The 26,784-nt window shown below is 63.8% G+C and carries 27 protein-coding genes; 12 read left to right on the plus strand and 15 right to left on the minus strand.

All coding sequences use genetic code 11. The annotated features are described in order from the left end of the window. Positions 1-2,865: autotransporter outer membrane beta-barrel domain-containing protein (locus BMY68_RS18010; RefSeq protein ID WP_139214890.1), on the plus strand; the 2,865-nt coding region annotated here is incomplete at its 5' end. A 179-nt stretch (positions 2,866-3,044) separates the two neighbouring features. On the opposite strand, the gene BMY68_RS18015 is transcribed toward BMY68_RS18010, so the two are convergent. From BMY68_RS18015 to cysK, 4 genes are all read right to left on the minus strand, one after another. Further along, positions 3,045-3,431, minus strand: coding sequence for a hypothetical protein (locus BMY68_RS18015; protein WP_085530097.1), 387 nt, complete (start codon positions 3,429-3,431; stop codon positions 3,045-3,047). A gap of 233 nt (positions 3,432-3,664) precedes the next feature. After that, on the minus strand, positions 3,665-4,528 hold the full coding sequence (locus BMY68_RS18020) for a DMT family transporter (RefSeq protein ID WP_085530096.1): 864 nt from the start codon (positions 4,526-4,528) through the stop codon (positions 3,665-3,667). Positions 4,529-4,874: 346 nt separating this feature from the next. Further along, complete coding sequence (locus BMY68_RS18025; RefSeq protein WP_085530095.1) at positions 4,875-5,813, minus strand: aspartyl/asparaginyl beta-hydroxylase domain-containing protein; 939 nt, start codon at positions 5,811-5,813, stop codon at positions 4,875-4,877. A gap of 275 nt (positions 5,814-6,088) precedes the next feature. Continuing rightward, entirely contained in the window at positions 6,089-7,063 is a 975-nt protein-coding gene (cysK, locus tag BMY68_RS18030) for a cysteine synthase A (RefSeq protein WP_007926882.1), read from the minus strand. A gap of 133 nt (positions 7,064-7,196) precedes the next feature. Here cysK and BMY68_RS18035 point away from each other — a divergent pair, with 133 nt between their 5' ends. From BMY68_RS18035 to BMY68_RS18045, 3 genes are all read left to right on the plus strand, one after another. Beyond that, positions 7,197-8,270, plus strand: a complete 1,074-nt coding sequence (locus BMY68_RS18035) for a DUF748 domain-containing protein (RefSeq protein ID WP_037005128.1) — start codon at positions 7,197-7,199, stop codon at positions 8,268-8,270. A gap of 143 nt (positions 8,271-8,413) precedes the next feature. Beyond that, positions 8,414-9,259, plus strand: coding sequence for an AAA family ATPase (locus BMY68_RS18040; RefSeq protein ID WP_007926885.1), 846 nt, complete (start codon positions 8,414-8,416; stop codon positions 9,257-9,259). A 12-nt stretch (positions 9,260-9,271) separates the two neighbouring features. After that, complete coding sequence (locus BMY68_RS18045) at positions 9,272-10,450, plus strand: vWA domain-containing protein (RefSeq protein WP_009042629.1); 1,179 nt, start codon at positions 9,272-9,274, stop codon at positions 10,448-10,450. 128 nt (positions 10,451-10,578) lie between these two features. Here BMY68_RS18045 and BMY68_RS18050 read toward each other — a convergent pair whose 3' ends face one another. The 4 genes from BMY68_RS18050 to BMY68_RS18065 form a co-directional block, all read right to left on the minus strand. Continuing rightward, positions 10,579-11,496, minus strand: coding sequence for a 5-oxoprolinase subunit C family protein (locus BMY68_RS18050; RefSeq protein ID WP_085530094.1), 918 nt, complete (start codon positions 11,494-11,496; stop codon positions 10,579-10,581). Next, positions 11,493-12,200, minus strand: a complete 708-nt coding sequence (gene pxpB, locus BMY68_RS18055; RefSeq protein WP_085530093.1) for a 5-oxoprolinase subunit PxpB — start codon at positions 12,198-12,200, stop codon at positions 11,493-11,495. Before pxpB ends, BMY68_RS18050 begins: the two co-directional genes overlap by 4 nt. Continuing rightward, the gene (locus tag BMY68_RS18060) at positions 12,197-12,946 is read right to left on the minus strand and encodes a 5-oxoprolinase subunit PxpA (protein ID WP_085530092.1); all 750 of its coding nucleotides are present in this window, start codon (positions 12,944-12,946) and stop codon (positions 12,197-12,199) included. The genes pxpB and BMY68_RS18060 overlap by 4 nt, the downstream gene beginning before the upstream one ends. Before the next feature lie 68 nt (positions 12,947-13,014). Continuing rightward, positions 13,015-14,301: an MFS transporter gene (locus BMY68_RS18065; RefSeq protein WP_009042625.1), complete on the minus strand. Its 1,287-nt coding sequence runs from the start codon at positions 14,299-14,301 to the stop codon at positions 13,015-13,017. A 140-nt stretch (positions 14,302-14,441) separates the two neighbouring features. On the opposite strand from BMY68_RS18065, the gene BMY68_RS18070 reads away from it, so the two are divergent. Next, positions 14,442-15,356 (plus strand): LysR family transcriptional regulator, encoded by a 915-nt coding sequence (locus BMY68_RS18070; RefSeq protein ID WP_085530091.1) that lies wholly within the window; start codon positions 14,442-14,444, stop codon positions 15,354-15,356. A gap of 295 nt (positions 15,357-15,651) precedes the next feature. On the opposite strand, the gene BMY68_RS18075 is transcribed toward BMY68_RS18070, so the two are convergent. From BMY68_RS18075 to BMY68_RS18085, 3 genes are read right to left on the minus strand one after another with little or no spacing between them, the layout of a single operon-like run. Further along, positions 15,652-16,194 (minus strand): DUF2937 family protein, encoded by a 543-nt coding sequence (locus BMY68_RS18075; protein ID WP_009042623.1) that lies wholly within the window; start codon positions 16,192-16,194, stop codon positions 15,652-15,654. A gap of 11 nt (positions 16,195-16,205) precedes the next feature. Further along, positions 16,206-16,982: a class II glutamine amidotransferase gene (locus BMY68_RS18080; RefSeq protein WP_007926899.1), complete on the minus strand. Its 777-nt coding sequence runs from the start codon at positions 16,980-16,982 to the stop codon at positions 16,206-16,208. Positions 16,983-17,007: 25 nt separating this feature from the next. Beyond that, the gene (locus BMY68_RS18085; RefSeq protein ID WP_007926901.1) at positions 17,008-17,502 is read right to left on the minus strand and encodes a hypothetical protein; all 495 of its coding nucleotides are present in this window, start codon (positions 17,500-17,502) and stop codon (positions 17,008-17,010) included. Between the two features lie 101 nt (positions 17,503-17,603). Here BMY68_RS18085 and BMY68_RS18090 point away from each other — a divergent pair, with 101 nt between their 5' ends. Together BMY68_RS18090 and BMY68_RS18095 are read left to right on the plus strand one after the other, a co-directional pair. Further along, on the plus strand, positions 17,604-19,658 hold the full coding sequence (locus tag BMY68_RS18090) for a S9 family peptidase (protein ID WP_085530090.1): 2,055 nt from the start codon (positions 17,604-17,606) through the stop codon (positions 19,656-19,658). 103 nt (positions 19,659-19,761) lie between these two features. Continuing rightward, entirely contained in the window at positions 19,762-20,235 is a 474-nt protein-coding gene (locus BMY68_RS18095; RefSeq protein WP_007926904.1) for a cyclic nucleotide-binding domain-containing protein, read from the plus strand. Here BMY68_RS18095 and BMY68_RS18100 read toward each other — a convergent pair. Next, entirely contained in the window at positions 20,232-20,537 is a 306-nt protein-coding gene (locus BMY68_RS18100) for a hypothetical protein (protein WP_009042619.1), read from the minus strand. The two genes, BMY68_RS18095 and BMY68_RS18100, sit on opposite strands and share 4 nt — an antisense overlap. A 75-nt stretch (positions 20,538-20,612) precedes the next feature. Between BMY68_RS18100 and BMY68_RS18105 the strand changes: the two genes are divergently transcribed. The 4 genes from BMY68_RS18105 to BMY68_RS18120 all read left to right on the plus strand — a co-directional run bounded on the left by BMY68_RS18105 (position 20,613) and on the right by BMY68_RS18120 (position 22,813). Next, a complete protein-coding gene (locus BMY68_RS18105) occupies positions 20,613-21,299 on the plus strand; it encodes a spermidine synthase (protein WP_085530089.1) in 687 nt (228 codons plus the stop codon). A gap of 49 nt (positions 21,300-21,348) precedes the next feature. Further along, positions 21,349-21,714 (plus strand): YajD family HNH nuclease, encoded by a 366-nt coding sequence (locus BMY68_RS18110; RefSeq protein WP_009042617.1) that lies wholly within the window; start codon positions 21,349-21,351, stop codon positions 21,712-21,714. Between the two features lie 165 nt (positions 21,715-21,879). After that, positions 21,880-22,347 (plus strand): RNA methyltransferase, encoded by a 468-nt coding sequence (locus BMY68_RS18115; RefSeq protein ID WP_007926908.1) that lies wholly within the window; start codon positions 21,880-21,882, stop codon positions 22,345-22,347. Positions 22,348-22,435: 88 nt separating this feature from the next. Then, a complete protein-coding gene (locus BMY68_RS18120; RefSeq protein WP_007926910.1) occupies positions 22,436-22,813 on the plus strand; it encodes a YgaP family membrane protein in 378 nt (125 codons plus the stop codon). Between the two features lie 125 nt (positions 22,814-22,938). On the opposite strand, the gene BMY68_RS18125 is transcribed toward BMY68_RS18120, so the two are convergent. Further along, complete coding sequence (locus BMY68_RS18125) at positions 22,939-24,177, minus strand: hypothetical protein (RefSeq protein ID WP_085530088.1); 1,239 nt, start codon at positions 24,175-24,177, stop codon at positions 22,939-22,941. Positions 24,178-24,223: 46 nt separating this feature from the next. Next, complete coding sequence (locus BMY68_RS18130) at positions 24,224-24,673, minus strand: YcgN family cysteine cluster protein (RefSeq protein ID WP_007926912.1); 450 nt, start codon at positions 24,671-24,673, stop codon at positions 24,224-24,226. A 455-nt stretch (positions 24,674-25,128) separates the two neighbouring features. Here BMY68_RS18130 and BMY68_RS18135 point away from each other — a divergent pair, with 455 nt between their 5' ends. Continuing rightward, positions 25,129-25,722, plus strand: a complete 594-nt coding sequence (locus BMY68_RS18135) for a nitroreductase family protein (protein ID WP_007926913.1) — start codon at positions 25,129-25,131, stop codon at positions 25,720-25,722. 129 nt (positions 25,723-25,851) lie between these two features. Here BMY68_RS18135 and BMY68_RS18140 read toward each other — a convergent pair whose 3' ends face one another. Further along, complete coding sequence (locus BMY68_RS18140; protein WP_085530087.1) at positions 25,852-26,784, minus strand: D-2-hydroxyacid dehydrogenase; 933 nt, start codon at positions 26,782-26,784, stop codon at positions 25,852-25,854.

Here is a 26,784-nt window from a genome sequence, read left to right on the forward strand (position 1 = left end):
TCCACCGACAAGACCCTGATCGTCGGCGGCGCCGGCAATGGCGTCCTGGACGTCAAGAACGGCGGTCAGGTCAACAGCCAGGACAGCATCATCGCCGCCGACCTGGGTTCCAATGGCACCGCCAGCCTCGATGGCGCGGGTAGCCTCTGGAAAAGCCTGGGTGACATGATCGTGGGCCAGTCGGGCAACGGCTCGCTGTCGCTCACCAACGGCGCCAAGGTGCAGACCGCTGGCAACACCGTCCTCGGCGCACAAAAAGGCTCGAATGGTTCGGTCAGCGTCGACAACGGCACCCTGTCCACCGACAAGACCCTGATCGTCGGCGGCGCCGGCAACGGCGCCCTGGACATCAAGAATGGCGGCCAGGTAACCAGCCTGGACGGCATCATCGGTGCCAACCAGGGCGCCAATGGCAGCGCCAGCGTCGATGGCGCGGGCAGCCTCTGGGAAACCCTCGGCGACATGATCGTCGGCCAGAGCGGCAACGCCAGCCTGGTACTCGCCAACCAGAGCGTGGCCAAAGTCGGCGGTGGCACCCTGCGGATCGCCAACGACAGCAGCTCCAACGCTGCGCTTTATGTGGGAGCGACCAGCGACAAGGCCGCCGACGCCAAGGGCGCGGGCAGCCTGGAAGCCAAGCGCGTGGTCTTCGGCCAGGGCCAGGGCCTGGTCCAGTTCAACCACAACGACCAAAACTACCAGTTCGATGCCGGCTTCGAAGGTCAGGGCCACGTCAATCACATCGCCGGGCAAACCGTGTTCAACGGTGACTCCAGCGGCTTCACCGGCCAGTTGAATGTCAAGGGCGGCGAACTGCTGCTGAACAACCGCATGGCCGGGCAAGTGCAGGTCGACCAGAACGCCAGCCTGCACATCGGCGCCTTCAACGGCAGCCAAGGTGAAGTGCTCAGCGATATCGGCAACGATGGCCAGGTGGTGTTCGACCGCAACAACCAGTACCAGTACGACCACGTCATCTACGGCAGCGGCTCGGTCGAGCAGCGCGGCACGGGCAGCACCGTGCTCACCGGCGAAAACACCTACCAGGGCGGCACGCTGATCAGCAACGGCACCCTGCAACTGGGTGCCGGCGCGAACGGCGGCAACAGCGGCTCGATCCTCGGCGACGTGCAGATCGACGCACCTGGCAGCCTGGTGTTCAACCGTGCCAACGACTACCGCTTCGACGGCGCCCTTTCCGGCACCGGTACGCTCTATAAGCGCGGCGCCGGGCGCACCGAACTGAGCGGCGACAGCTCCGCCTTCCACGGCCGCAGCTACGTCGATTCGGGCATCCTGGCCGTCAATGGCAAGCTCGGCGGCTCGACCGACGTGTATGACGGCGCAACCCTGGCCGGCAACGGCCAGGTCGGCAACGTCACCCTGCACAAAGGCGCGACCATCGCTCCCGGCAACTCCATCGGCACCCTGACCCTGGCCGGCGACCTCGACCAGCACAACGGTTCGACCTTCCACGCCGAACTGCTGAGCACCGGGGCCAACGACCGGCTGCTGGTGAACGGCGCGGCGCGGCTCGAGGACGGCAGCATCATCAAGGCGGACAAACTCGACAGCAAACGCTACGAGCTGGACCGTCGCTATCTGGTGCTGGCGACCGAGAAAGGCCTGAGCGGGCGCTACAAGCTGACGGGCGATACCTGGGTCTCGACCTTCTATGACGTGGTGGACAACTACGACAGCCACAACGCCTACCTGGATGTGCAGCAGACGCGCCTGTTCCAGGAAGCCGCCTTCACCCCCAACCAGCGTGCCACGGCCACCGCGGCACAAAGCCTGAAAGGCGCGGCCGTGCCGGCGCTGACGCCACCGGTGCACAACAAGCTGTTCGAGGCCATCGCCTATCTGCCCGATGACCACCAGGCTCGCGATGCCTTCGACCAACTGTCCGGCGAGTTCCACAACTCCACCCGTTCGGCGCTGGTCCAGGACAGCCGCCTGGTTCGCGACGCGGCGAACACCCGCCTGCGCTCGGCGACTGCCGCCCAGGCCCGTGACACCGCGAGCGACACTCACTCCGGCCTGACCCCGTGGATCACCACGCTGGGCAACTGGGGCGAAGTCAAGGGCGACAGCAATACCGCCAACCTGCGCAGCGACACCAAGGGTTTCCTGACTGGTGTCGATACCGCGGTCGGCGACCGCGGCCATGTCGGCGTGCTGACCGGCTACAGCCGCACCGAACTGAAGAGCTCGTCACGCGACTCCTCGAGCGACAACGACAACATCCACCTGGGTGTCTATGGCGGAACACAGGTTAGCGGCTTCGACCTGCGCGGCGGCATGGCGTACACCTGGAGCCGGATCGACGCCAAGCGTTCGGTGAACTTCGCCGGCTACAGCGACCACCTGAAGTCCAAGCATGACGCCAACACCCTGCAAGCCTTCGGCGAACTGGGCCGGCGCTTCGACCTCAGCCCTTCGGTACAGCTGGAACCCTTCGCCAACCTGGCCTATGTGCAGGTCAAGAGCGAAGGCTTCAAGGAAAGTGGCGGCCCTGCGGCCCTGCGCGCCAAGCACGCGTCGGACGAGCAGACCTTCTCCACCCTGGGTCTGCGCGCCAGCGCCGACAAGCAACTGGACAACGGCAAGTTGCTCACCGTGTTCGGCAGCGCCGGCTGGAAACACGCCCTGAACGGCATCACGCCGTCCAACACCTACCGTTTCGACGGCAGCGATGCGTTCCGTATCGAAGGTGCGGCCTACTCGCGCAACAGCGCGGTGGTCGAAGCCGGAGTGGAAACCCGGGTGACTCCCGAGCTGAGCCTGGGCGCCGCCTACAACGGGCAACTGGGCAGCGGCGCCAGCGAACATGGCCTGAGCCTGAACGCCAGCTACCGCTTCTGACCCCGCCCTGACCACGCAGCGGCGGCCCCGCCGCTGCGTGTTGTGGATTGACCGGCAAGGTACACTTGCCGGTCTTTTTTTGCCTTTCGTCAAGGCATGCCTCCAGCAACAACGGGGGGCATCCGTGACGGTCATTCAATACCCGGCGCTCTAGCGCCGGGCATTGGCCTATACCTGACTTATGGCGACGTCAAGGTAATCAGGTACATCCCCGAGTTGACCGATTTGCCCGCCTCATCGACCAACGCATATTGCTGATCGTAGTAGCGCCCTTCCTTGCCGCTGTCCGTGACCAGCTTGACGTTGACCGGCGATTTGCCGATGGCCGTCACCGAGCGCGATGGGCCGACGCCGTGTACACGAATGTCGTTACCGCGGGAAAACTGCGGGCACTGGCGAAGATTCAACGCCGCCCCGCCTTGGGCAGTCGAGCTTGGCGTGCAAGGCTCCTCGACGATACTGCCGTGAAAATAGATCGTTCCCTGAATGCTTTGAGGGGCTGCGAAACAGATTCCACTCAAGCCTAGAAACATGCCGACACCTGCCAAAACCAGCTTGGTACTCATTCTGACTTTCTCCATTGGGCCTGAAGAGTATGTCGTCAGTGTAGAAGAAATCTTTAATTTTTAAGGTTTGTCTTATTCCCAAGCGATCAATAAATAGGGTAAAAGCGAACGCAAATTAATGGCAATGAGCCACCATTGTTATCGACCGGCCCTGGCCAATCTGAAGGGTGCGCCCAGGCAAAAAAAAGGCGCAGCCCTCGCTCAAGTCGAAAGCTGCGCCCGGCCCTTATGAATCAGCTGTTTTTGCGGAACACAAACACCAACCCGACGATGATCAACAGCATGCCGAGCACGCTCAGCAGTGCCAGCCGATTACCGAAGAACAGGTAGTCCATCACGGCCGTCACCGCCGGCACCAGGTAGAACAGGCTGGTGACGTTCACCAGATTGCCGCGAGCGATCAGCCGGTACAGCAGCAAGGTCGCCAGCACCGAGACCACCAGCCCCATCCACAGCGCCGGGACGATAAAGCCGACGCTGTGCTCGAAGTGAAACGGCTGGAACGGCACGAACAGCGCGCACAGCAACAGCCCCGCCAGGTACTGCACCGGCAGGGTGCCCAGCGGGTTGTCGCTGATGCGCTTCTGCATGATCGAGCCCAGGGTCATGCTCACCAGGGCCAGCAGGCCGAAGAGCATCCCGGCCAGCGACATGCCGGCCAGGCCGATGCCCTGGTACACCACCATGATCAACCCGGCCAAACCCAGCGCCAGGCCGAACATCCGGCTCCAGGAGCGCTGACGCTCCATGATCACCACGGTAAGGATGGGTTGTACTCCCATGATGGTGGCCATCACTCCGGGGGTGACCTTCAGGTCCAGGGCCAGCAGGTAGAAGATCTGGTATGCCCCCAGCAACACCAGCCCGGTGGCCACCGCGTACAGCATCGGCTTGCGCCCGCGGGGCAAACGCAGCTTGAGCAGGGGAATCAACAGCACCAGCCCGCACAGGGCGATGGCAAAACGGAACAACAGAAAGGCAAAGGGCGAGGCATGGGCCAGCCCCCATTTGGAGAAGATCGCCCCACTGCTCCAGAGCAGGACGAACAGGCTCGTGGAAGCCGCCGCAAGCGCGGACTTTTTCGATATGAGCAACATGAATAGCACCTGTAATCAGGCAAATAGCCAACTCAGCCGAGGCTGAAACTCAGTAGTTTTTTCTGGCGGGCGCGGGCAACAGCAAAGGTTGCCGATCAGCCCCGTACGACGACGCCCGGCGGCGATACGACGGCGCACACCGGCGTGCTACTGACAGGTGGGGGGGTAATGACTGATCTGCACAGGCTGCGGGTTCCCGCACGGCACGACGCCAGCGTTGACCGCTGAATCGACTACCGCGTTGATGAGGGAATGAGGCATGTGCTGATCTTTCTGAAGTGGAAGGTGAATCTTCTGATACACCGGGCGCCGACTATAACCAGCGCCCGATATTCATTGCAACGCCTTATCCGAACAACCAGTAACCCAGGGCGGTCAGGACCACCACCGCCAGCACCGGACGCATGACGCGGTAGAGCTTCGGATTGCGGCGCTTCCATTGCTTGACCACGCCACTGATGCGGTCGCTGAAACGCTTGCTCCAGGCATAAGCCTGGTTGATCCCGCCGACGCGCTCGTCGTCGAGGTTCTGCGGCGCGGTGGCACGCCCCAGCCAGCCACTGATCCAGCGGTTGACACGGGTCATCAGCGGGTTGCTCAACGGACGCTCGATGTCGCAGAACAGAATGACCCGGGTCTTGTCGGTCTCGTTTTTGACCCAGTGCACATAGGTTTCATCGAACATCACGTCTTCGCCATCGCGCCAGGCGTAGACCTGGCCGTCGACGAAAATCCGGCAGTCGTCGGAGTTCGGCGTGGACAGGCCCAGGTGATAACGCAGGGAACCGGCGAACGGATCGCGGTGCGGGTTCAGATGGCTGCCACCGGGCAGCAGGGCGAACATCGCGCCCTTGACGTTGGGAATGCGGCTGACCAGTTCAACGGTCTTCGGGCACAGCAACTCGGCCGACGGCAGCGGTTTGTCGTACCACTTGAGGTAGAAACGCTTCCAGCCCTTCTTGAAGAACGAACCGAAACCGGCGTCGTTGTTCTTCTCGGCGGCGCGGATGTAACCCTCGTCGAACAAATGCATGGCTTCGTCGCGGATCACTTCCCAGTTGTCCTTGAGCACATCCAGCTCGGGGAACTTGCTGCGGTCCAGGTAGGGCTTGGAAGGCACACCGGAAAACAGGTACATCAAGGCGTTATAAGGAGCGAACAGCGCCGAATGGTTGACGAACTGGCGCAGCACCGGCAGTCGAGCCTTGCCGCGTAAATGCACGTAGAGAGTGCTGCCGATGAATAGCAGCAACACCGCGGACTTGGCGGCAAACGAAAGGCTCATGCAATATCTCCTTGAAATAATCACCGGCGGGGCAGCATTCATCCGGCATGGCAGCCGGCCATGATAAACACTCCTGGCCCCTGGAAAAACCCGCACAAACCGACAATCAGTGTTAACAGTTGTGCAATAAAACGCTGATTAACACACGACAGCTGAACGCCAGCTGATGCAGGTCAGTACACATGTGACATGCCCTGTACGCCGCAACCGCCGTACCTTCGATCGCCGGCAAGCGGGCTTCTGCGGAGCCTGCCGGCGATCACCTTCCCACTGCCTTACTGCTGGTTCTCCTGCTCGGTGAACAGGTCGCTGAACAGCATGCTCGACAGATAACGTTCACCCGAATCCGGCAGCACCACCACTATGGTCTTGCCTTGCATCTCGGGGGTTTCCGCCAGGCGCACCGCCACCGCCATCGCCGCGCCGCAGGAGATGCCACAGAGGATCCCCTCCTCCTGCATCAGGCGCAGGGCCATGGCCTTGGATTCCTCGTCGCTCGCCAGCTCGACCCGGTCGACCATCGACAGGTCGAGGTTGCTCGGCACAAAACCGGCACCGATGCCCTGGATCTTGTGCGGGCTGGGCTTGATCTCTTCGCCGGCCAGCTTCTGGGTGATCACCGGCGAGACGCTCGGCTCCACCGCCACCGACAGGATAGGTTTGCCCTGGGTCTTCTTGATGTAACGGGAAACCCCGGTGATGGTGCCGCCGGTGCCGACGCCCGCTACCAGCACGTCCACCGCGCCATCGGTGTCATTCCAGATTTCCGGACCGGTGGTTTTCTCGTGGATCGCCGGGTTGGCCGGGTTATCGAACTGCTGCGGCATGAAGTATTTGTCAGGGTCGCTGGCGAGGATTTGCGCGGCCTTCTCGATCGCCCCTTTCATGCCCTTGGCCGGCTCGGTCAGCACCAGTTCGGCCCCCAGGGCCTTGAGCACCTTGCGTCGCTCGATGCTCATCGACGCCGGCATGGTCAGGACCAACTTATAGCCACGGGCCGCGGCGACGAACGCCAGGCCGATGCCAGTGTTACCCGAGGTCGGCTCGATGATGGTCATGCCCGGCTTGAGTTTGCCGCTGCTTTCCGCGTCCCAGATCATGTTCGCGCCGATCCGGCACTTCACCGAATAACCCGGGTTGCGTCCTTCGATCTTGGCCAGGATGGTGACGCCGCGGGGCGCGATGCGGTTGATCTGCACCAGCGGCGTATTGCCGATGGAATGGGCGTTGTCAACGAAAATGCGGCTCATGGCTGGGTCCTTGTACAGCGTGAAAGGAAGTCTTCAAGGGTATGCCTCGCACCCATGAGCGTCCAGTCGGGACGAACGACTGCGATGCCGGGGAGTCAATCGCTATAAGGCACATGGCTGGAGACTCATGCTCATGAAACGTCGCTACAGTTGGCCCCTGTGGACCCTCGCCGGGGTGCTGGTGCTGCTGGTTGCCCTGCACATCGCCCTGCCCTATCTGGTGCGTGATTACCTCAATGACCGCCTCGCCAACATGGGCGACTACCGCGGCCAGATCGCCGATGTCGACCTGGCCCTGTGGCGCGGTGCCTACCGGATCAACGGCCTGAAAATCGTCAAGGTCGACGGCAAGGTGCCAGTGCCGTTCGTCAACGCACCGCTGGTCGATCTGTCGGTGAGCTGGCACTCCTTGTGGTACGACCATGCGGTGGTGGCCGAAGTGCAATTCGTCGGGCCGCAGGTCAACTTCGTCGACGGCGCCACCAAAAAGAACTCGCAAACCGGTGAAGGCACCGACTGGCGGGCCCAGCTGAACAAACTGCTGCCCATCACCCTCAACGAAGTACAGGTCAGCGACGGCAAGATCAGTTTCCGTAACTTCAACTCCAAACCGCCGGTGAACATGAGCGCCACCCAGGTCAACGCCAGCGCCTACAACCTGACCAACGTGGTCGACACCCAAGGCAAACGCGACGCCCGCCTCGAAGGCAAGGCCCTGCTGCTGGGCCATGCGCCCCTGGAAACCAATGCCACCTTCGACCCGCTGAGCGACTTCCAGGACTTCGAGTTCCGCCTGCGCGTGCGGGATATCGAACTCAAGCGCTTGAACGACTTCGCCGGTGCCTATGGCAAATTCGACTTCAACGCCGGTCACGGCGACCTGGTGATTGAAGCCGAAGCCAACAAGGGCCAGCTCACCGGCTATATCAAGCCGCTATTGCGCGATGTCGATGTGTTCAATTGGCAGCAGGATGTCGAGAACAAGGACAAAGGGATATTCCGCTCGATCTGGGAAGCCCTGGTGGGGGTCAGCGAAACCGTGCTGAAAAACCAGGGGAAAAACCAGTTCGCCACCCGGGTAGAACTCAAAGGCAGCGTACATCAGCGTGATGTCAGCGCATTCCAGGCTTTTTTGCAGATTTTACGCAATGGTTTCATCGAGGCCTTCAATGCCCAGTATGAGCGTCCCAAGCCATCCGCTGACTGAGTCACCACGTGACGCCCCATTCAGAGACTGAATGGGGCGTCTGCGTTCACAGTCGACCGGGCGCCGCGCTATAGTCGGCCATTCGTGTTTTATTCTTCCGACCTGCTCGATGCACGTCGGCGTTACCGTTCGAGGAATTGCAGATGAAGTTCGAAGGCACCAGCGCGTACGTCGCCACCGATGACCTGAAGCTGGCAGTCAATGCCGCCATCACCCTGGAGCGGCCGCTGCTGGTCAAGGGCGAACCGGGCACCGGCAAGACCATGCTCGCCGAGCAACTGGCCGAGTCCTTCGGTGCCAGGCTGATCACCTGGCACATCAAGTCCACCACCAAGGCTCACCAGGGCCTGTACGAATACGACGCGGTGAGCCGCCTGCGCGATTCGCAGCTGGGCGTGGACAAGGTGCATGACATCCGCAACTACCTGAAGAAGGGCAAGCTGTGGGAGGCCTTCGAATCCGAGGAGCGGGTGATCCTGCTGATCGACGAAATCGACAAGGCCGACATCGAGTTCCCCAACGACCTGTTGCAGGAACTCGACAAGATGGAGTTCTACGTCTACGAAATCGACGAGACCATCAAGGCCAAGCAGCGCCCGATCATCATCATTACCTCCAACAACGAGAAAGAGCTGCCGGACGCCTTCCTGCGCCGCTGCTTCTTCCACTACATCGCCTTCCCCGACCGCACCACCCTGCAGAAAATCGTCGACGTGCACTACCCCGACATCAAGAAAGACCTGGTCAGCGAGGCGCTGGACGTGTTCTTCGACGTGCGCAAGGTGCCGGGCCTGAAGAAAAAGCCTTCGACCTCCGAGCTGGTGGACTGGCTCAAGCTGCTGATGGCCGACAACATCGGCGAAGCGGTGCTGCGCGAACGCGATCCGACCAAGGCCATCCCGCCGCTGGCCGGCGCCTTGGTGAAGAACGAGCAGGATGTACAACTGCTCGAACGCCTGGCATTCATGAGCCGTCGCGGCAGTCGTTAAGAGGCTGATGCCATGTTGCTCAACCTGTTCAATGAAATGCGTGCCGCCAAGGTTCCGGTGTCGGTGCGCGAGCTGCTCGACCTGATCAACGCGCTCAAGCAGCGCGTGACCTTCGCCGACATGGACGAGTTCTATTACCTGTCCCGGGCGATCCTGGTGAAGGACGAACGGCACTTCGACAAGTTCGACCGCGCGTTCGGCGCCTACTTCAACGGCCTGGAAAAACTCGACGACCACCTGCAGGCACTGATCCCCGAGGATTGGCTGCGCAAGGAGTTCGAGCGCTCGCTGACCGATGAGGAACGGGCGCAGATCCAGTCCCTCGGCGGCCTGGACAAGCTGATCGAAGAGTTCAAGAAGCGCTTGGAAGAACAGAAGGAACGCCATGCCGGCGGCAACAAGTGGATCGGCACCGGCGGCACCAGCCCCTTCGGCTCCGGCGGTTTCAACCCGGAAGGCATCCGCGTCGGCGACGCCGGCAAGCGCCAGGGCAAGGCGGTCAAGGTCTGGGACCAGCGCGAGTACAAGAACCTCGACGACTCGGTGGAACTGGGCACGCGCAACATCAAGGTGGCCCTGCGCCGCCTGCGCAAGTTCGCCCGCCAGGGCGCGGCGGACGAGCTGGACATCGATGGCACCATCGATCACACCGCCCGCGACGCCGGCCTGCTGAACATCCAGATGCGCCCGGAACGACGCAACAGCATCAAGCTGCTGTTGCTGTTCGATATCGGCGGCTCCATGGATGCCCACGTGAAGATTTGCGAGGAGCTGTTCTCGGCCTGCAAGACCGAGTTCAAGCACCTGGAGTACTACTACTTCCACAATTTCATCTATGAATCGGTGTGGAAGAACAACCTGCGCCGCGGCTCGGAACGCACCTCGACCCAGGACGTGCTGCACAAGTACGGCGCCGACTACAAAGTAATCTTCGTCGGCGACGCCGCCATGGCGCCCTACGAAATCACCCAGGCCGGCGGCAGCGTCGAGCACTGGAACGAAGAGGCCGGTTATGTGTGGATGCAGCGCTTCATGGAGAAGTACAAGAAGCTCATCTGGATCAACCCCTACCCGAAAGACACCTGGGGCTACACCGCCTCGACCAACATCGTGCGCGAGCTGATCGAAGACCAGATGTACCCGCTGACCTTGCGCGGCCTGGAAGAAGGGATGCGGTTTCTCTCCAAATAGGATCCCGTCCAACGCGATCCCTGTAGCCGCTGCCGCAGGCTGCGATAAGGCCCGAAGGGCCTTCAAGCGGACTCAAGAGCGCGTCTGCTTCGCAGCCGATCGCAGCCTGCGGCAGCGGCTACATCGGTTCAGACAAACCGCCGTAAAAACTCGATCTGCTGCCGATACGCTGTCTCCTGCACCACCGGCGTCAGGCGCACTTCGCTGCCCGGCAGGCATTGCGCCAGCCGCGCCAGCGCCAGGGGCGTCAAGGCCCCCAGTCGTGGATACCCGCCAATGGTCTGCCGGTCGTTGAGCAGCACGATCGGCTGGCCGTCCGGTGGCACCTGGATCGCCCCCAGGGGAATACCCTCGGAGATCATCGGTGCCCCTTGATAACGCAGTGACGGCCCCAGCAGGCGCATGCCCATGCGGTCGGCGCGGCTGTCCAGGGTCCAGGCACTGTTGAAGGCATCGAACAGGCTCTGCCCGCTGAACTGGCCGATCTGCGCCCCGAGAATCACCTCCAGCGGCGCCTTCGATTGCAGGTCCGGCAGTTGCTTGCCCGACAGCACCTTGAGGTTCGCCCCTGCCCCGCAATACTCCAGCCGCGCGCCCGCGGCCAGTGGCCGGCCGAAGCCGTCGAGCCCGCCCAGCTCCTCGCGGACCACGCTGGCGCAACTGCCCAGCACCTTGGGCGCATTGAAACCGCCGGGTGCCGCCAGGTAGGCCCGCGCCCCCAGGTACGGCTGGGTGAAACGCAACCGCTGGCCCTTTTGCAGGATAAAACTGCGCCCCGGGCTGAGCGGACGCCCGTCGATACAGGCCCCCAGGTCGGCGCCCGCCAGTGCCAGCAGGCACAACTCCTCGGCGACCACGCTGAAACCGCCCAGGGTGATTTCGATCACCGGCACATCCAGGGCGTTGCCCAGCAGCCAGTTGGCCCAGGACATCGACACCCAGTCCAGCGCGCCGCCCTGGGTCACGCCCAGGTGCCGCACGCCAAAGCGACCGGCATCCTGCAACAGGCACAAAGGCGTGCTGGCTTCGATCGTCAGGCGGCTCATGCCAGTGCCTCCAGAAGTGGCGTGTCGTCACCGCCCAGGCGGACGAATTCGGCGTGGTCCACCGCGGCAAAACGCACGCTGTCGCCCGGTTGCATCAGGCTGTAGCCATCGCGCTCGCGATCGAACAGGCGGCTCGGTGTGCGCCCGATCAGGTTCCAGCCCCCCGGCGACACCACCGGATAAGCCGCGGTCTGCCGTTCGGCAATGCCGACGCTGCCCGCCGCCACCCGCTTGCGCGGGGTATCCAGGCGCGGCGCGGCCAGCACTTCGTCCACCAGCCCCATAAAGGCGAACCCCGGGGCGAAACCCAGGGCGAACACCTGGTATTCACGCTCGCTGTGGCAACGGATCACCTCGTTCACCGACAGGCCGCTGCGCCGCGACAACAGGCTCAGCTCCGGGCCGACGCTGAGGTCGTACCAGACCGGCAGCACATGGCGCTGGCCGCCGGTGCGCGAGTCGGGCGTAAGGTCGGTCAGGGCCAGATCGATCAGTTCCCGCGCCTGGGACGGGCTCAGGGCAGTCAGGTCGTAGTGCACCATCAGCGTGGTATAGGACGGCACCAGATCGATCAACTGCCCGCCGAAGGCCGTCCGCAGGCGCTCGCTGGCGGCGAGCATCCACGGCATGTTGGCCTCGGCGATGGCATCGAACAGGCGCACCATCAGGCAGTCGATGGCCACCACTTCAAGGCGTATTTTCATGCTGGCAACTGCTGAAGGGCCGCGCGGATACGCTGCACGGCGGCCACCGAACTGGCGTTGTCGCCGTGCACACACAGGGTATTGGCCTGCAGGTGCAAGGCGCTGCCGTCGCTGGCCAGCAGCGCGTCGCCGCGGGCGATGGTCAGCGCCTGGGCGATGATCTTTTCCGGGTCGTGATGCACCGCCCCCGGCAGTTGCCGCGAAACCAGGTGACCGGCATTGTCGTAGGCACGGTCGGCGAAGGCTTCGAACCACAGGGTCACGCCGAACTCGTCGCCCAGGGCCTGGGCCGCGCCGTTGTCACGGGTGGCCATCAACATCAGCGGCAGCGTCTTGTCGTAGGCGGCCACCGCCTGGATCACCGCGCGCAACTGCGCCGGGTTGGCCATCATGTCGTTGTACATGGCGCCATGGGGTTTGACGTAGCTCACCCGAGTGCCCTGGGCCCGGCAGATGCCGTCGAGGGCACCGATCTGGTAGTGCAGCAGGTCCTGCAGTTCCTGGGCGCCGTAGGCCATGGAGCGGCGGCCGAAGCCAGCCAGGTCCTGGTACGCCGGATGCGCACCGATGCGCACGCCATTGGCCAGGGCCAGGCTGACGGTCTTGCGCATGATGCTCGGGTCGCCGGCGTGGAAACCGCAGGCGATGTTGGCGCAATCGATGAATGGCATCACCTCGGCATCCAGGCCCATGGTCCAGTTGCCAAAGCTTTCGCCGATGTCGCAATTCAATAACAGGCGGCTCACGGTCAGTGCTCCTGTAGCGTTTGTCATGTTGGCTGCGGGGATCGCGCGGGATGCCCACAGATTATCAGTTAGCGCGCTTCGAGTTGTTTGCCACGGGTTTCCGGCAGGCTCAGGGCCGCCAGGACCACAATGCCGTAGGACACCGCGGCGAAGGTACCGATGGCCGCGCCCAGCGGGATGTGCTGGCTGAGCAGCCCGATCAGCAGCGGGAACAGGGCCGCCAGCGCCCGGCCGCTGTTGTAGCAGAAGCCCTGGCCCGAACCGCGGATCCGCGTGGGGAACAGCTCCGTCAGGAAGGCGCCCATGCCGCTGAAGATCCCTGAGGCGAAGAAGCCCAGGGGAAAACCCAGCCACAGCATCACCGCGTTGCTCACCGGCATTTGCGTGTAGAGCAGGACGATGGTGAAGGAACCGGCGGCGAACAGGACGAAGTTCTTCTTGCGCCCGAGAATATCGGTCAGATAGGCGCTGATCACATAGCCCACGTAAGAGCCGAAGATCACCATCGCCAGGTAGCCGCCGGTGCTCAGCACGCTCAAGCCGCGCTCGGTCTTGAGAAAAGTCGGCAGCCAGAACGTGATGGCGTAGTAGCCGCCCTGGGCGCCGGCCGCGAGCAGCGACGCGCGCAGGGTGGTGCTGAGAATGCCGGGGGCGAAAATCTCGTAGAAGCGCGAGGGGTTGTCGGGTACTTCCCGGGCCCGGGTTTGCCGGTAGACCTCAGGGTCCTTGACCAGGCGGCGGACGAAAATCACGAAGATCGCCGGCAGGATGCCCAGCAGGAACAAGGCGCGCCAGGCGTCTTCCGGCGGCAGCAGGGAATACATCAGCGCATAGAGCAGTGCCGTGATGCCCCAGCCCAGGGCCCAGCCGGACTGCACCATGCCCACTGCCTTGCCGCGGTTTTCCGCGCGGATCACTTCGCCGATCAGTACCGCGCCGGCGGTCCACTCGCCGCCGAAACCGAAGCCCATCAGGGTTCGGGCGATCAGCAGTTGCTCGTAGTTCTGCGCCAGGCCACAGAGGAAGGTGAAGAAGGCGAACCAGAGCACGGTCAGTTGCAGGGTGCGCACCCGGCCGATGCGATCGGACAGGATGCCGGCGATCCAGCCGCCCAGGGCGGAAGCCAGCAAGGTGCTGGTGTGGATCAGGCCGGCCTCGGCGGAGCTGATGCCCCACAGCGCAATCAGGGTCGGGATGACGAAGCTGAGCATCTGGGTGTCCATGCCATCCAGGCCGTAACCGGCCTTGCAGCTCCAGAACGTGCGGCGTTCCTGCTGGTTGATGTCGCGGTACCAGTCGAAGGGGCCGGCGCGGCCTTTGGCCTTGCTGGCGGCGAGCGTGTCGGGCGCACTCATGGCAAATCTCCACCTTGGTTTTATTGGTATTGTTCTGGGCCCCGACGACGCTTATCGTGAGACGCAGCGATTTTTGGCGCCCGCGCCCTGCCCCGTCCAACTAATAAAAACCGCCTCCAGACATAAGAAAAGTTGATCGCATGAACCTCAAGTTTCTCGAAACCTTTGTCTGGGTGGCGCGCCTGAAAAGCTTTCGCCTGACCGCCGACAAACTCTTCACCACCCAGGCGTCGATCTCCAGCCGTATCGCCGTGCTCGAGGGCGAACTCGGGGTGAAGCTGTTCCTGCGCGACTCGCGCGGCGTGAGCCTGACCCCGGAAGGCCTCAAGGTGCTCGACTATGCCGAGCAGATGATGGACACCATGCAGGCGCTCAAACAGTCGATCGAGACCCGTTCGAGCAAGGTCGGGCGGATTCGCATCGGCGTCATGGACACGGTGATCCACACCTGGCTCAGCCCCCTGGTGGCGCGGATGATGGACAGCTATCCCCAGGTGGAAATCGAGCTGGTGGCCGACACCTCGCTGAACCTCTGCGACCAGTTGCAAAAAGGCTTTCTCGACCTGGTCCTGCAAACCGACCTGCTGCGCCAGGAATCCATTCGCAGCCTGGAACTGGCCAGCCACCCCATGGGCTGGATAGTCGCCAGCCACTCGATCTACAACCGCGAGTACGCCAACCTGGCCGAGCTGGCCCGGGAACGCATCATCACCTACTCGAAGAACTCTCTGCCGCACCAGGAAGTGCTGAGCCTGATGCAGGCCAACGGGGTGACCGCGCCACGGCTCAACTGCGTGAACTCGGTGTCGGCCATTACCCGCCTGCTGCGCGACGGTTTCGGCATCGGCGCCTTGCCGCCGGTGCTGGTCAGCGAGGAACTGGCGCGCGGCGAACTGACCCTGCTGGCCATCGACCAGCGCCCGCCGAACCTGCAGGTGGTGGTGTCATGGCGGGTGGGGGTCGAACTGGTGGAAGAGGTGGTGGTGCTGTGCCAGCAAGTGCTGGAAAGTTATGCGCGCAAGGTGGGGCCGGACTATATCGTGCTGGCGGGCTGATCTACCGCGAAGGCCTTTGTAGCCGCTGCCGCAGGCTGCGATCGCGGGCGCAGCCTGCGTGAATCGGCTCGATGAGCGTTTGTCAGCCAGCCATCTTTGCGGTTGCTGCGCAACCGATCGCAGCCTGCGGCAGCGGCTACAGGGATCGCGGCGTCCGTGAGCCGCTGCCGAGCCTGCGAGGCTGCGAACGGCAACGCAGTTGCCGCACAACCTGCATCCGCGATCTGCCTGGAAAAACGCGTCGGCTGGTTTACGACGGCTGCGCCGTCGATCGCAGCCTGCGGCAGCGGCTATATCACAAGCCCTTCAAGTCACGCTCTTCGATCGGCCGGCTCTGGCGCAGGCGCTTGCCGCCAAGCACCACCCAGTCGATCAGGCGATACAGGCATTCCAGGCCGAACGACAGCAGCAAGGCGCCGCTCATGGCCCAGATCATCGCTTGCGGGGTCAGCAGGATCTGGTAGCTGTAGCCGTTCCAGGTTTCCTGGCGGATATCCGGGTCGGCGGCCAGCACCACTTGCAGCAGGCGGATGTACCACGGGCCCTGCATGGCCTGGAACTGCTTGTCCAGGGCGCGCTGGCGAACCAGCAGATTGCCCAGGCTGTCGGCGTCGCTGCGAAACACCGGATCGTCGCTGGCCCGATAGTGGGCGACCAGCGCTTGCAGATCGCCCTTGAAGAACTGGTTGGCGGTGCCCTGGAACCCTTGCAGGCCGGCCTGGGCCTCGATCAGGTGAGCCTCGACACGCTTGGCGTAATCGCTGATGAAACCCGGAACCTGTACACCGATCAACAGGCCCGCCGCAAACAGCACCAGCCGCAGATAACTGAGCAACATAGGGGATGTCCTTATTCGGTCTGGCCGTGCAGGACGCATTCACCGCGCCGCCACAGGCTCCATTGGCCTGGCTCGTAGCGAGTCCAGGTTTCGTTTTCGGTCAAAGGTTCGGTGGCGATCACCGTCACCACGTCGTTGGGCGTGGTTTCCGCCTGGAAGTCGACGATCACATCGACGTCCTTCAGGCGGGCCGGGCCAAAGGGCGCGCGGCGGGTGATCTGCGCCAGCTTGGTCGAGCAATAGCAGAACAGCCAGTCGCCGTCGCTGAGCAGGCAGTTGAACACGCCCTTGCCGCGATATTCGGCGCAGGCGGCCACCAGCGACGGCAGCAGTTCCTCGACTTCCACTGGCTCGGGAAAGGCTTCGCGCACCCGGTTGAGCAGGTCGCAGAAAGCCGCTTCGCTGTCGGTATCGCCCACCGGACGATAGAAGCTGGTGGGGGGCTGGAAGTCCGCCAGCTGGCCGTTGTGGGCGAAACACCAGTTGCGCCCCCACAGCTCGCGCACGAACGGATGGGTGTTGGACAGGCAGACCTTGCCGACGTTGGCCTGGCGAATGTGGCCGATCACCACTTCGCTCTTGATCGGGTAGCGCTGAACCAGATTGGCCACTTCCGACTCGCTGCTCGCCGCCGGGTCCTGGAACAGGCGCAGGCCGCGGCCCTCGTAGAAAGCGATGCCCCAGCCGTCGCGATGCGGGCCGGTGCGTCCGCCGCGCTGCATCAGCCCGGTAAAGCTGAACACGATATCGGTCGGTACATTGGCGCTCATGCCCAATAACTCACACATGCTCGGACTCTCGCTTCAATGCGTGTTACAGACGCGGCTCGATCCGCGAACGCTGGGGGTTGCTGGGCACTGGCGGGCGGCCGTAGCGATCGTCGCCGGCACCGCCGAAAGGCTGGTCGTCCGGCTCTTCGGCACGGGCCGCGGCCTTGGCGGCTTCGGCCTGTTCCTGGCGGGCCTTGGAGGCGCGCTCGATCGGCCAGCGGATCAGGACGAACACCAGGTAGATGCCGAAGGCGATCACGCCGTACATGAACAGGTCGGAAACCGCGCGCCAGGCGTTGTTGCCGACCTTGAACAGCATGTCCAGGGCGGTGATGGCCACGGCCGGGGCGAACATTTCCTTGGCCGGGTCGACCACGGTCGGGCTGAACAGCAGCACCGCCACCAGCACTCGCAGCGGCTCGCGCAGCCAGCGCCACATCCAGCGGGTCAGGCGCATCCACACCAGCAGGCAGCCCAAGGCGGCGAAGGCGTAGAGCCCCCAAGCGATCAGATAGTCGTTCTCGGTCATGGTGTCCATGGCAAGGCAGGCAAAGAGGCGCTTATGATAACGGCTTTTCGCATGCCAGGCTGCACCGCTGTCTGCAGCGCCCTTAATTGTCACCGCCCCGAGAGCCCTTCATGCCCGTATCCGCCCACGTCACCAGCGCCCCGATCGCCCGCAAGGCCGAAGGTCCGGACCCGTACGCCTGGCTCCAGGAACGCGACACCGATGCCGTGCTCGATTACCTGAAGGCCGAAAACAGCTACCAGGAAGCCGCCCTCGCCGACCAGGCGGCGCTGCGTGAAACCCTGTTCCAGGAAATCAAGGGCCGGATCCTCGAGACCGACCTGTCCCTGCCCTCCCCCTGGGGTCCGTACCTGTATTACACCCGCACCACCGCCGGCGACGAATACGCCCGGCACTACCGCTGCCCGCGCCCGGCCGACGACAGCCTGAGCGTCGACGAAAGCCAGGAACAATTGCTGCTGGACCCCAACGAGCTGGCCAAGGGTGGTTTTTTCTCCCTCGGTGCCTTCAGCATCAGCCCCGACCACCAGCGCCTGGCCTACAGCCTCGATACCAGCGGCGAAGAGGTCTACACCCTGTTCGTCAAGGAGCTGTCCAGCGGCAAGGTCAGCGAACTGGCGTTCGCCGATTGCGACGGCAGCATGACCTGGGCCAATGACAGCCTGACCCTGTTCTTCGGCGAGCTGGACGATACCCACCGCCCGCACAAGTTGTTCCGCTATCGCCTGGACGGCACCGCCGCCGAAGAGGTGTTCCATGAGCCGGACGGGCGCTTTTTCCTGCATTGCTACCGCTCAAGCTCGGAGAAACAGCTGCTGCTGTCCCTGGGCAGCAAGACCACCAGCGAGGTCTGGGTACTCGACGCGGCGCAGCCGCAGCAGGCCTTCACCTGCCTGGCGCCGCGGGTCGAGCACCATGAATACGACGTCGATCACGGCTTGCTCGACGGCCAGTGGACCTGGTTTATCCGCAGCAACTGCGACGGCATCAACTTCGCCCTCTACCAGGCGCCGGACCTGGGCACGGTGCCCAGCCAGGCCGACTGGCAGAACCTGATCGCCCACAGCAATAGCGTGATGCTCGAAGGCCTGAGCCTGAACAGCTCGGCCATGACCCTGAGCCTGCGCGAAGGCGGCCTGCCGATCATCGAGGTGCATCCCGAGGGCCTGCCGGCCTATCGCGTGCAACTGCCGGATGCGGCCTACAGCCTGCATGTGCAGAACAGCCTGGAATTCGTCAGCCAACGCATCCGCCTGCGCTACGAAGCGCTGAACCGTCCGGCGCAGATCCGCCAGCTGGAACTGGCCGGCGGCGCACAGAAAGTGCTCAAGGAAACCCCGGTGCTGGGCGTGTTCGACCCGGATGCCTATGTCAGCCAGCGCCTGTGGGCGACCGCGGTCGACGGCACCCAGGTGCCGATCAGCCTGGTGATCAAGCGCGAAGCCCTGGGCCGGCCGGCACCGCTGTACCTCTACGGCTACGGCGCCTACGGCGAAAGCCTCGACCCGTGGTTCTCCCATGCGCGCCTGAGCCTGCTGGAGCGCGGCGTGGCCTTCGCCATTGCCCACGTGCGTGGCGGCGGCGAGCTGGGCGAAGCCTGGTACCGCGCCGGCAAGCAGGAACACAAGCAGAACACCTTCAGCGACTTCATCGCCTGCGCCGAACACCTGATCGCCCAGGGCCTGACCACTTCCGAGCAACTGGCCATCAGCGGCGGCAGCGCCGGCGGACTGTTGATCGGCGCGGTGCTCAACCAGCGCCCGGAACTGTTCAAGGCGGCGATCGCCGAGGTGCCGTTCGTCGATGTGCTCAACACCATGCTCGACCCCGAGCTACCGCTGACCGTCACCGAGTACGACGAATGGGGCAACCCGGAGGAGCCCGAGGTCTACGCGCGGATCAAGGCCTACGCGCCTTATGAGAATGTCGAGGCCAAGGCCTATCCGGCGACCCTGGTGATCGCCGGCTACAACGACAGCCGCGTGCAGTACTGGGAGGCGGCCAAGTGGGTGGCCCGGTTGCGCGCCACCAAGACCGACGACCACCTGCTGCTGCTCAAGACCGAGCTCGGCGCCGGCCACGGCGGCATGAGCGGGCGTTACCAGGGATTGCGTGACGTAGCACTCGAATATGCATTTGTTTTCAAGATTCTGGGCATTGCCTGAGGAACTCCGGCCGGCGCTCCTGTCTTAACACCGGAGCGCCGGCCCCAGGCCATACTGCACCTGCCCGGAACCGCAACAGACACAAGAAAAAGACCGTGACGACATGCCAGAACCTACCTTGTTGAACAATGAAATCCGCGACTGGCTGATGGACTGCGGATTGTTCGATCAGCTCTTGCCGGCCGACTTCAATGCCGCCGCCGGTTACTTCAGCATCAGCAGCATCGCCCAGGGCCAGGAGATCTTCCGCGAAGGCGATGCCGGCAGCTTCATGTGCATCATCCATTCCGGCCAGGTGGCGGTGCAGAAGACCAACAGCGAAGGCGTGCGCGTGACCATCGCCACCCTGCGCAGCGGTCGGGCCTTTGGTGAGATGGCGGTGCTCGATGGCGAGCGGCGTTCGGCCAGTTGCGTGGCCGCCAGCGATTGCCGGTTGCTCAACCTGGGCAAGGACTCGCTGGAGAAAATGCTCAACGACGCGCCGAAGATCGCCGCCAAGATCATCCGCGCCCTCGCCGTGTCACTGTCCAGGCGCCTGCGCATGGCCGACGGGCAACTGCTGTCGCAACAGGTCTAGCTACCCGGGGTCCTGGTTTTCGTTTCGTTCTGCTGCAACCCTGGCAAGGTCTGGTCCTTCGGCGGCTTGGGCATGTCGATCGGCGGCAGCAATGGCGCACCGCCATGGGCCGTGGCCTTGGGGGTGCTGGGGGGCGTGACCTGCGGATAAGGGGTCGGGGTCGCGGTGCCGGGCGAGCCGGCGGCGGGGGCCGGAGTCACGGGCACCGCCTGCAGTTCCTCGGCGTGCACGGCGCTCATCGCGAGCGCCGCACTTAGCAAGAGCGCTGCGCGGGCAATGACCGTTAGAATAGTGCGCTTCATCAATGGCTCCATCGCTATTGTCAGCCCTCAGGCTACTCCCAACCGGGGCGGTTTGCCTTCCTCATTGAGACCCTCATGAAACGTTTCGTTCTGCTGGACACCACCCCGATTCCCGAAAATGGCGGTGCCTTGTGCCTGTTCGAATACGGCGAGGATTTTGTCATCAAGATCCAGGGCGGCGACGGCGGGCAATTGATGAACACGCGCATGCACGGCTCCGAAGACGCCCTGGCGGAAATGCCCTGCCGCAAGGTCGCCGGACGGCCGAATTCGCGGGTGCTGATCGGCGGCCTGGGCATGGGCTTCACCCTCGCCTCGGCCCTCAAGCACCTGGGCAAGGGCGCCGAAGTGGTGGTCGCCGAGCTGGTGCCGGGGGTGGTCGAATGGAACCGCGGACCGCTGGGGGAGAAATCCGGCCGGCCGTTGCTCGACCCGCGCACGGTGATCCGCCTGGAAGACGTGGCCAAGGTGCTGCAGGCCGAACCCCAGGGGTTCGACGCGATCATGCTCGACGTCGACAACGGCCCCGAAGGCCTGACCCAGAAGGCCAACAGCTGGCTGTACTCCACCGCCGGGCTGGCAGCCTGCGCCCGGGCTCTGCGGCCCAAGGGCGTGCTGGCCGTGTGGTCGGCCAGCGCCGACAAGCAATACTCTGACAAGCTGCGCAAGGCCGGTTTCAAGGCCGAGGAAGTGCAAGTCTTCGCCCACGGCAACAAGGGCACCCGCCACACCATCTGGATTGCCGAGAAGCTCAAGGCCTGAGCTAAACTGGGCTCATTACCGTCATTAGTCTTTGCCTAAAGGTGAACCCATGAGTTCGACCAACACTTCCAAGCTCGACCGCATCCTCGCCGACGCCCAGCGCGACCGCGAGATGGGCTACCGCGACAAGGCCCTGAAGATGTACCCGCACGTCTGTGGACGCTGCGCCCGCGAGTTCTCCGGCAAGCGCCTGAGCGAGCTGACCGTGCACCACCGCGACCACAACCACGACAACAACCCACAGGACGGTTCCAACTGGGAACTGCTGTGCCTGTACTGCCACGACAACGAACACTCGCGCTACACCGACCAGCAGTACTTCGGCGAAGGCTCCCTGAGCACGCCGAAAGTCGCCAAGGCCACCCACAACCCCTTCGCCGCGCTGGCGGGGTTGATGAAGAAAGACGAAGAGTAACCTTCGTCCTCTCCGGTCCAACTGGACCGGCCTCTCGCGGGCAAGCGGCGCACCGGCAGATACTGATCCTGCAGATGCGCCGCTTGCCCGCGATGCATTTGCCGGATCCAACCGCCGGCCGACAATCCCCGTATAATCGCGATTTTTCTCGAAGGCACCCCGCTCGTGGCAAACAAAAGGTACAGCTGCATTGGTTTGTATAACCCCAAGTCGCCGGAGAACGTCGGTTCGGTGATGCGCGCCGCCGGTTGCTATGGCGTCGCGTCGGTGTTCTACACCGGCAAGCGCTATGAACGGGCCCGCGACTTCGTCACCGACACCAAGAAGGTCCACCAGGACATCCCGCTGATCGGTATCGACGACCTGAAGAAGATCCTGCCCCTGGGCTGCGTGCCGGTGGCGGTGGAACTGGTGGAAGGCGCCCGCTCACTGCCGGAATACACTCACCCGGATCGCGCGCTGTACATCTTCGGCCCGGAAGACGGCTCCCTGGACAAGGACATCCGCGACTGGTGCGAAGACGTGGTCTACATCCCGACCACCGGCTGCATGAACCTCGCCGCCACCGTCAACGTGGTGCTCTACGACCGCCTGGCCAAGGGCAACAACACCCGCTCCGGCCCCAAGTTCTGAGCACTGCTTCAAGTTCGCCGCACATTCGATGGAACAAGCGCCGCGCCAGCGCAGTCAGCTTTATATCCATCCCTCCTGGAGACAGATCATGAGCGACAGCAAACAACTGGAACCCATCGCAACCACCCCTTTCCAGAGCCCGGCGGAGCAGAACGTACAAGGCTGGGAGCGCATCGGCTCGCTGGCCGGCGGCGTGGTCATGGTCGGCAAGGGCCTGCGCCGTGGCGGTGTGTTCGGCCTGATCCAGGTGGCCATCGGCGGGGTCGCCCTGGCCCGTGGCATCACCGGCCACAGCTCGGCGAAAAGCCTGCTGGAGAAGAGCCGCCAGGATATGAATAACGTACGGGCGAAGATCGAGCGTGCCGGCGCGGAGCTGAAAACCCTCAAGGCCAATGCCGAGGCGGCCACCCGTACCGCGACCGTAACCGGCAACGATTCGTTGAAATCGCCCAAGGCCGGGGTTTGATCGGCGGCCTCGAACGCCGCGTTGAATGAACCGGCGCTATCGCGAGCAAGCTCGCTCCTACAGGGGATTGCGCAAAACCTGTAGGAGCGAGCTCGCTCGCGATGACCGCAAAGCGGTCGACTCCACTAGCGCAACAAATCGCTGTCGAGCACCTTCGACGAGCCGTCCAGCACGCTCTCGCTGAGCTGGATGAACTCTTTGGTGCTGACACGCTCCAGACGCATCACCGCCCGGGTCACGTCATCCAGCGAACGCTTGTTGCGGGTCTTCAGGCGGATCTCCCGATCCAGTTCCTGCAACAGCAGCACCGCCCTGGCCACCACCGGCGCGTCCACCTGTTCGCCACGCAGGCTGTTGACGCCGTGGCCGCTCTTGGCCAACCGAGTTTCCAGGGCCTGGTAACGCTCGTCGCTCATGCCGCCGGCGCGGCGCATCAATTCGATGGCGTAGTACTCCGCCAGGCCCTCGCCGATCCAGTCGCTGCGCTCGCTGTCATTGATCCGGGCAAAGACCTGGATCACTTCGCGCAGCAGCGGGCTGGTGCCGCTCTCGCTGACCAGCGGCAGGCGGCTGTGCAAGAACAGCGAATCGTGCCCGGCCAGGCTGCCGCGCCACATCGGGTCGGCCGCGCCGACGATCAGCAACTTGGTTGGATGGCGGGGAAAGGTCGCCTGGATCTGCGGCCAGACGAAGGTCAGCAGGGTCAGTACATCCATGCGCCGCATGCCCTGCCCCTGTGGCGAGGCCACCGTGACTTCGGTCTCCCCCAGCCGCGTGCGACGACTGCCCAGGGCACCGGCCAGCATCCAGCCGGTGGGCCGGTCGAACAGGCGCGCGGGGTTATCGATACGGAAACGGTTCTTGCCGATCCGCGGCCAGGCGGTTTCCACGCTTTTCCAGCCCGCGGGCAACTCGAATTCCAGGCGCGACACCAGTTCGATGCCGTCCTGCTGGTCGAGCTTCGCCGCCGGCACCAGCGTATCGCCACGCAACAAGGCCCAATGCGGGGTCATGCGGCTGTCGAAACTGTCTTTCTTCAGGCTGTGGCTGATGCGCACCCGGTAGCTCAGGCTGGCCTTGCCGCCGGCCGGGCGCCATACGCCGCGCTGTACCGCGGGAGGCTTGGCCGCGCCGGACTGCCATTGGCCGTCGGCCTTGAAGTCGCTGTAATCGCCATGCGTGCCCAGGTCGAAATCCAGGCTGCGCACCGCCGCGCCGTCCGCCAGGGTCAGGCGCACCTCGGCCTGGTCGCTCTGCGGCAACAGGCGCACGTGGTAATCCAGATCGACTTTTTTCGCCGCCCACCCCGGCGCACTGAGCACCAGCAGCCAACCGGCCAGCGCCAGCCTTGCCCCCACAGCCATACACACTCCTTCGTGAAACAACCTTGAACGCGAGCGCGGCGTACCTTCAGCCGGCGCGGAAAATCAGATGATCTTCCCAGTCCTCTTCGGCCACGCTGCCTTCAGCGAGCATCCGCCCGGATTGGGAAATACGCTCATGGTGCACCGCGTCGCGGTCACCGCACACCAGATGGTGCCAGAGCGGCAGATCCTTGCCCTCGCTGACCAGGCGATAACCGCAGGTCGGCGGCAGCCATTTGAACTCATCGGCCTTGCCCGGGGTGAGCTGGATACAGTCCGGCACCGAGGCGCGGCGGTTGGCGTAGTCGCTGCACTGGCAGGTCTTCAGGTCCAGCAGTTTGCAGGCGATGCGGGTGTAGTAGACGCTGTTGTCTTCTTCATCCTCGAGCTTCTGCAGGCAGCACAGGCCACAACCGTCGCACAACGACTCCCACTCCTCCTGATCGAGTTGTTCGAGGGTTTTGCGGATCCAGAAGGGTTCAACTTTGGCGGCCATGGCTCAGGTAATCGGTATCGGACAGGGAAAAGGCCGCCAGTCTAGTGCCCAAGGCCCCGCGGGCCAAGCGCTGGCGACTGTCGGTAAGGCACTACTTGTCAGGCCGCATGCCGCGCAGTAGCTTTGCCTGTCGCAAAGCCCTATGTCCGCGTGCCAAGGAGCTGTACGAAAAGTCGGCGAGCGAAGGTCAGGCAAGGCAAAAACAGGCGAGGAACGGTCGGGGTCGCGTTCGACTGTAGGGACCTACATGAGCATTCCGAGCCTATTTTTAACGCAGCATGACCTGCGTAGCGCCGAAGGCGCCCAGCGCGCAGCCACTTTTCGTTCAGCTCCTAACGCTCGACCGCGTCGCACCGGTGAATCGCCCAGGGTCAGGAAAAACCCCATTGCCCAGTTCAACTGCGCTCGCCGGTTTATCCACCTTTCATTCTCAAACGTAGCCAGGAATCTCTGTCATGAGCGCCAATCCCCGCGTTGCCGAGTACGCCATCCACCCGCAGTTCACCGAGCGCTGGTCGCCGCGCGCCTTCACCGGCGAGGCCATTCCCGAGGAAACCCTGCTGAGCTTCTTCGAAGCCGCGCGCTGGGCGCCGTCGGCCTACAACTCGCAGCCGTGGCGCTTCCTGTATGCGCGCCGCGACACGCCGAACTGGGAACGTTTCCTCGGCCTGCTCAACGAGTTCAACCGTGGCTGGGCGCAGCACGCCTCGGCATTGGTGATCGTGATCTCGAAAACCACCTTCACCGCGCCTGGCGCCAGCGAGGAAACCCCAGCCCTGTGGCACACCTTCGACACCGGTTCGGCCTGGGGCCACCTGGCGCTGCAAGCCAGCATCAGCGGCTGGCACACCCACGGCATGGCCGGGTTCGACCAGGAGCTGACCCGCAAGGAGCTGAAGATTCCAGAAGGTTATGCCCTGCATGCCGCCGTGGCCGTCGGCAAGCTGGGCGACAAGGCGAGCCTCGCCGAATACCTGCAGGCCCGCGAAGAGCCAAGCCCGCGTCGCCCGCTGAGCGAAACCGCGGCCGAAGGCGATTTCAGCCTGTAAACCAGCAACCTGTAGCCGCTGCCGCAGGCTGCGATAAGGCCCGAAGGGCCTTCCGAGGCCCTCAAGAGCACGTCTCCTTCGGAGCCGATCGCAGCCTGCGGCAGCGGCTACAGAGCCCGCGATACTTCTTCAGTAACCGCGGGTGAAATCCACTTCGCCACGCAACGCCGTGTCGGCCTGATAGGCCCGCAGGTTGTCGATGAACAACTGCGCCATCAGGGTCGGCGAGGTCGGCGCCGAGCTGTGGCCGGTCAGCAGCAGGCCCCAGGCGGTCCAGAACGGATGGCGCTGCGGCAACGGTTCCTGACGGCAGACGTCGATCACCGCCCCCGCCAGATGCCCTTCCTTCAAGGCTTCCACCAGGTCCGCATCGACCACCGCGACCCCGCGACCGACGTTGATGAACAGGCCGGTCGGCTTGAAACGCTTGAACAGCGCCGCGTCGTACAGGTCATGGGTGTGCGGGGTGTTGGGCAGCAGATTGACCACATAATCCACCTCGCCCACCAGGCGTCCCAGATCCGCCAACGCCGCCACTTCAATAAACGGCGCCTGCTCCCGGGCTTCGCTGGCGATGCCGTACAGCTCGACGCCGAATGGCAGCAGGAACTGTGCCACGCTCTGGCCGATATCGCCCGCGCCGACGATCAGCACCTTGCGCCCGGCCAGGCTCTGGCCCGTGCGGCTATCCCACTTGCGCTCGACCTGGCTGACCAGGCGCGCGAGGACTTCGCGCTCGTGGCCGAGCATGTAGGTGAGCACGTATTCGGCCATGACCTGGCCGAAGATCCCCACGGCGCGGGTCAGCCGGTAATGGCGTGGCAGGCCGTCGGCGAGCAGCGGCGTGATGCCGGCCCAGGTCGATTGCAGCCACTGCGGCTGGTGGCCCTGGCGCAACAGGGTGGCCAGCAGGTCCGGCTGGCCGAGCCAGACCGGGCAGTCCGCGGCCAGCTTCGACAATTCGGCGGAATCGCCGCTGGTGAGCACTTCCAGGTCAGGTGCCAGCTGACGCAACAAACGGGCATAAATAGCGTGATCGTGTTCGGCAATCAGAACGCGCAT

The organism is Pseudomonas sp. NFACC41-3, from assembly GCF_900109505.1.
Taxonomy (GTDB): domain Bacteria; phylum Pseudomonadota; class Gammaproteobacteria; order Pseudomonadales; family Pseudomonadaceae; genus Aquipseudomonas; species Aquipseudomonas chlororaphis.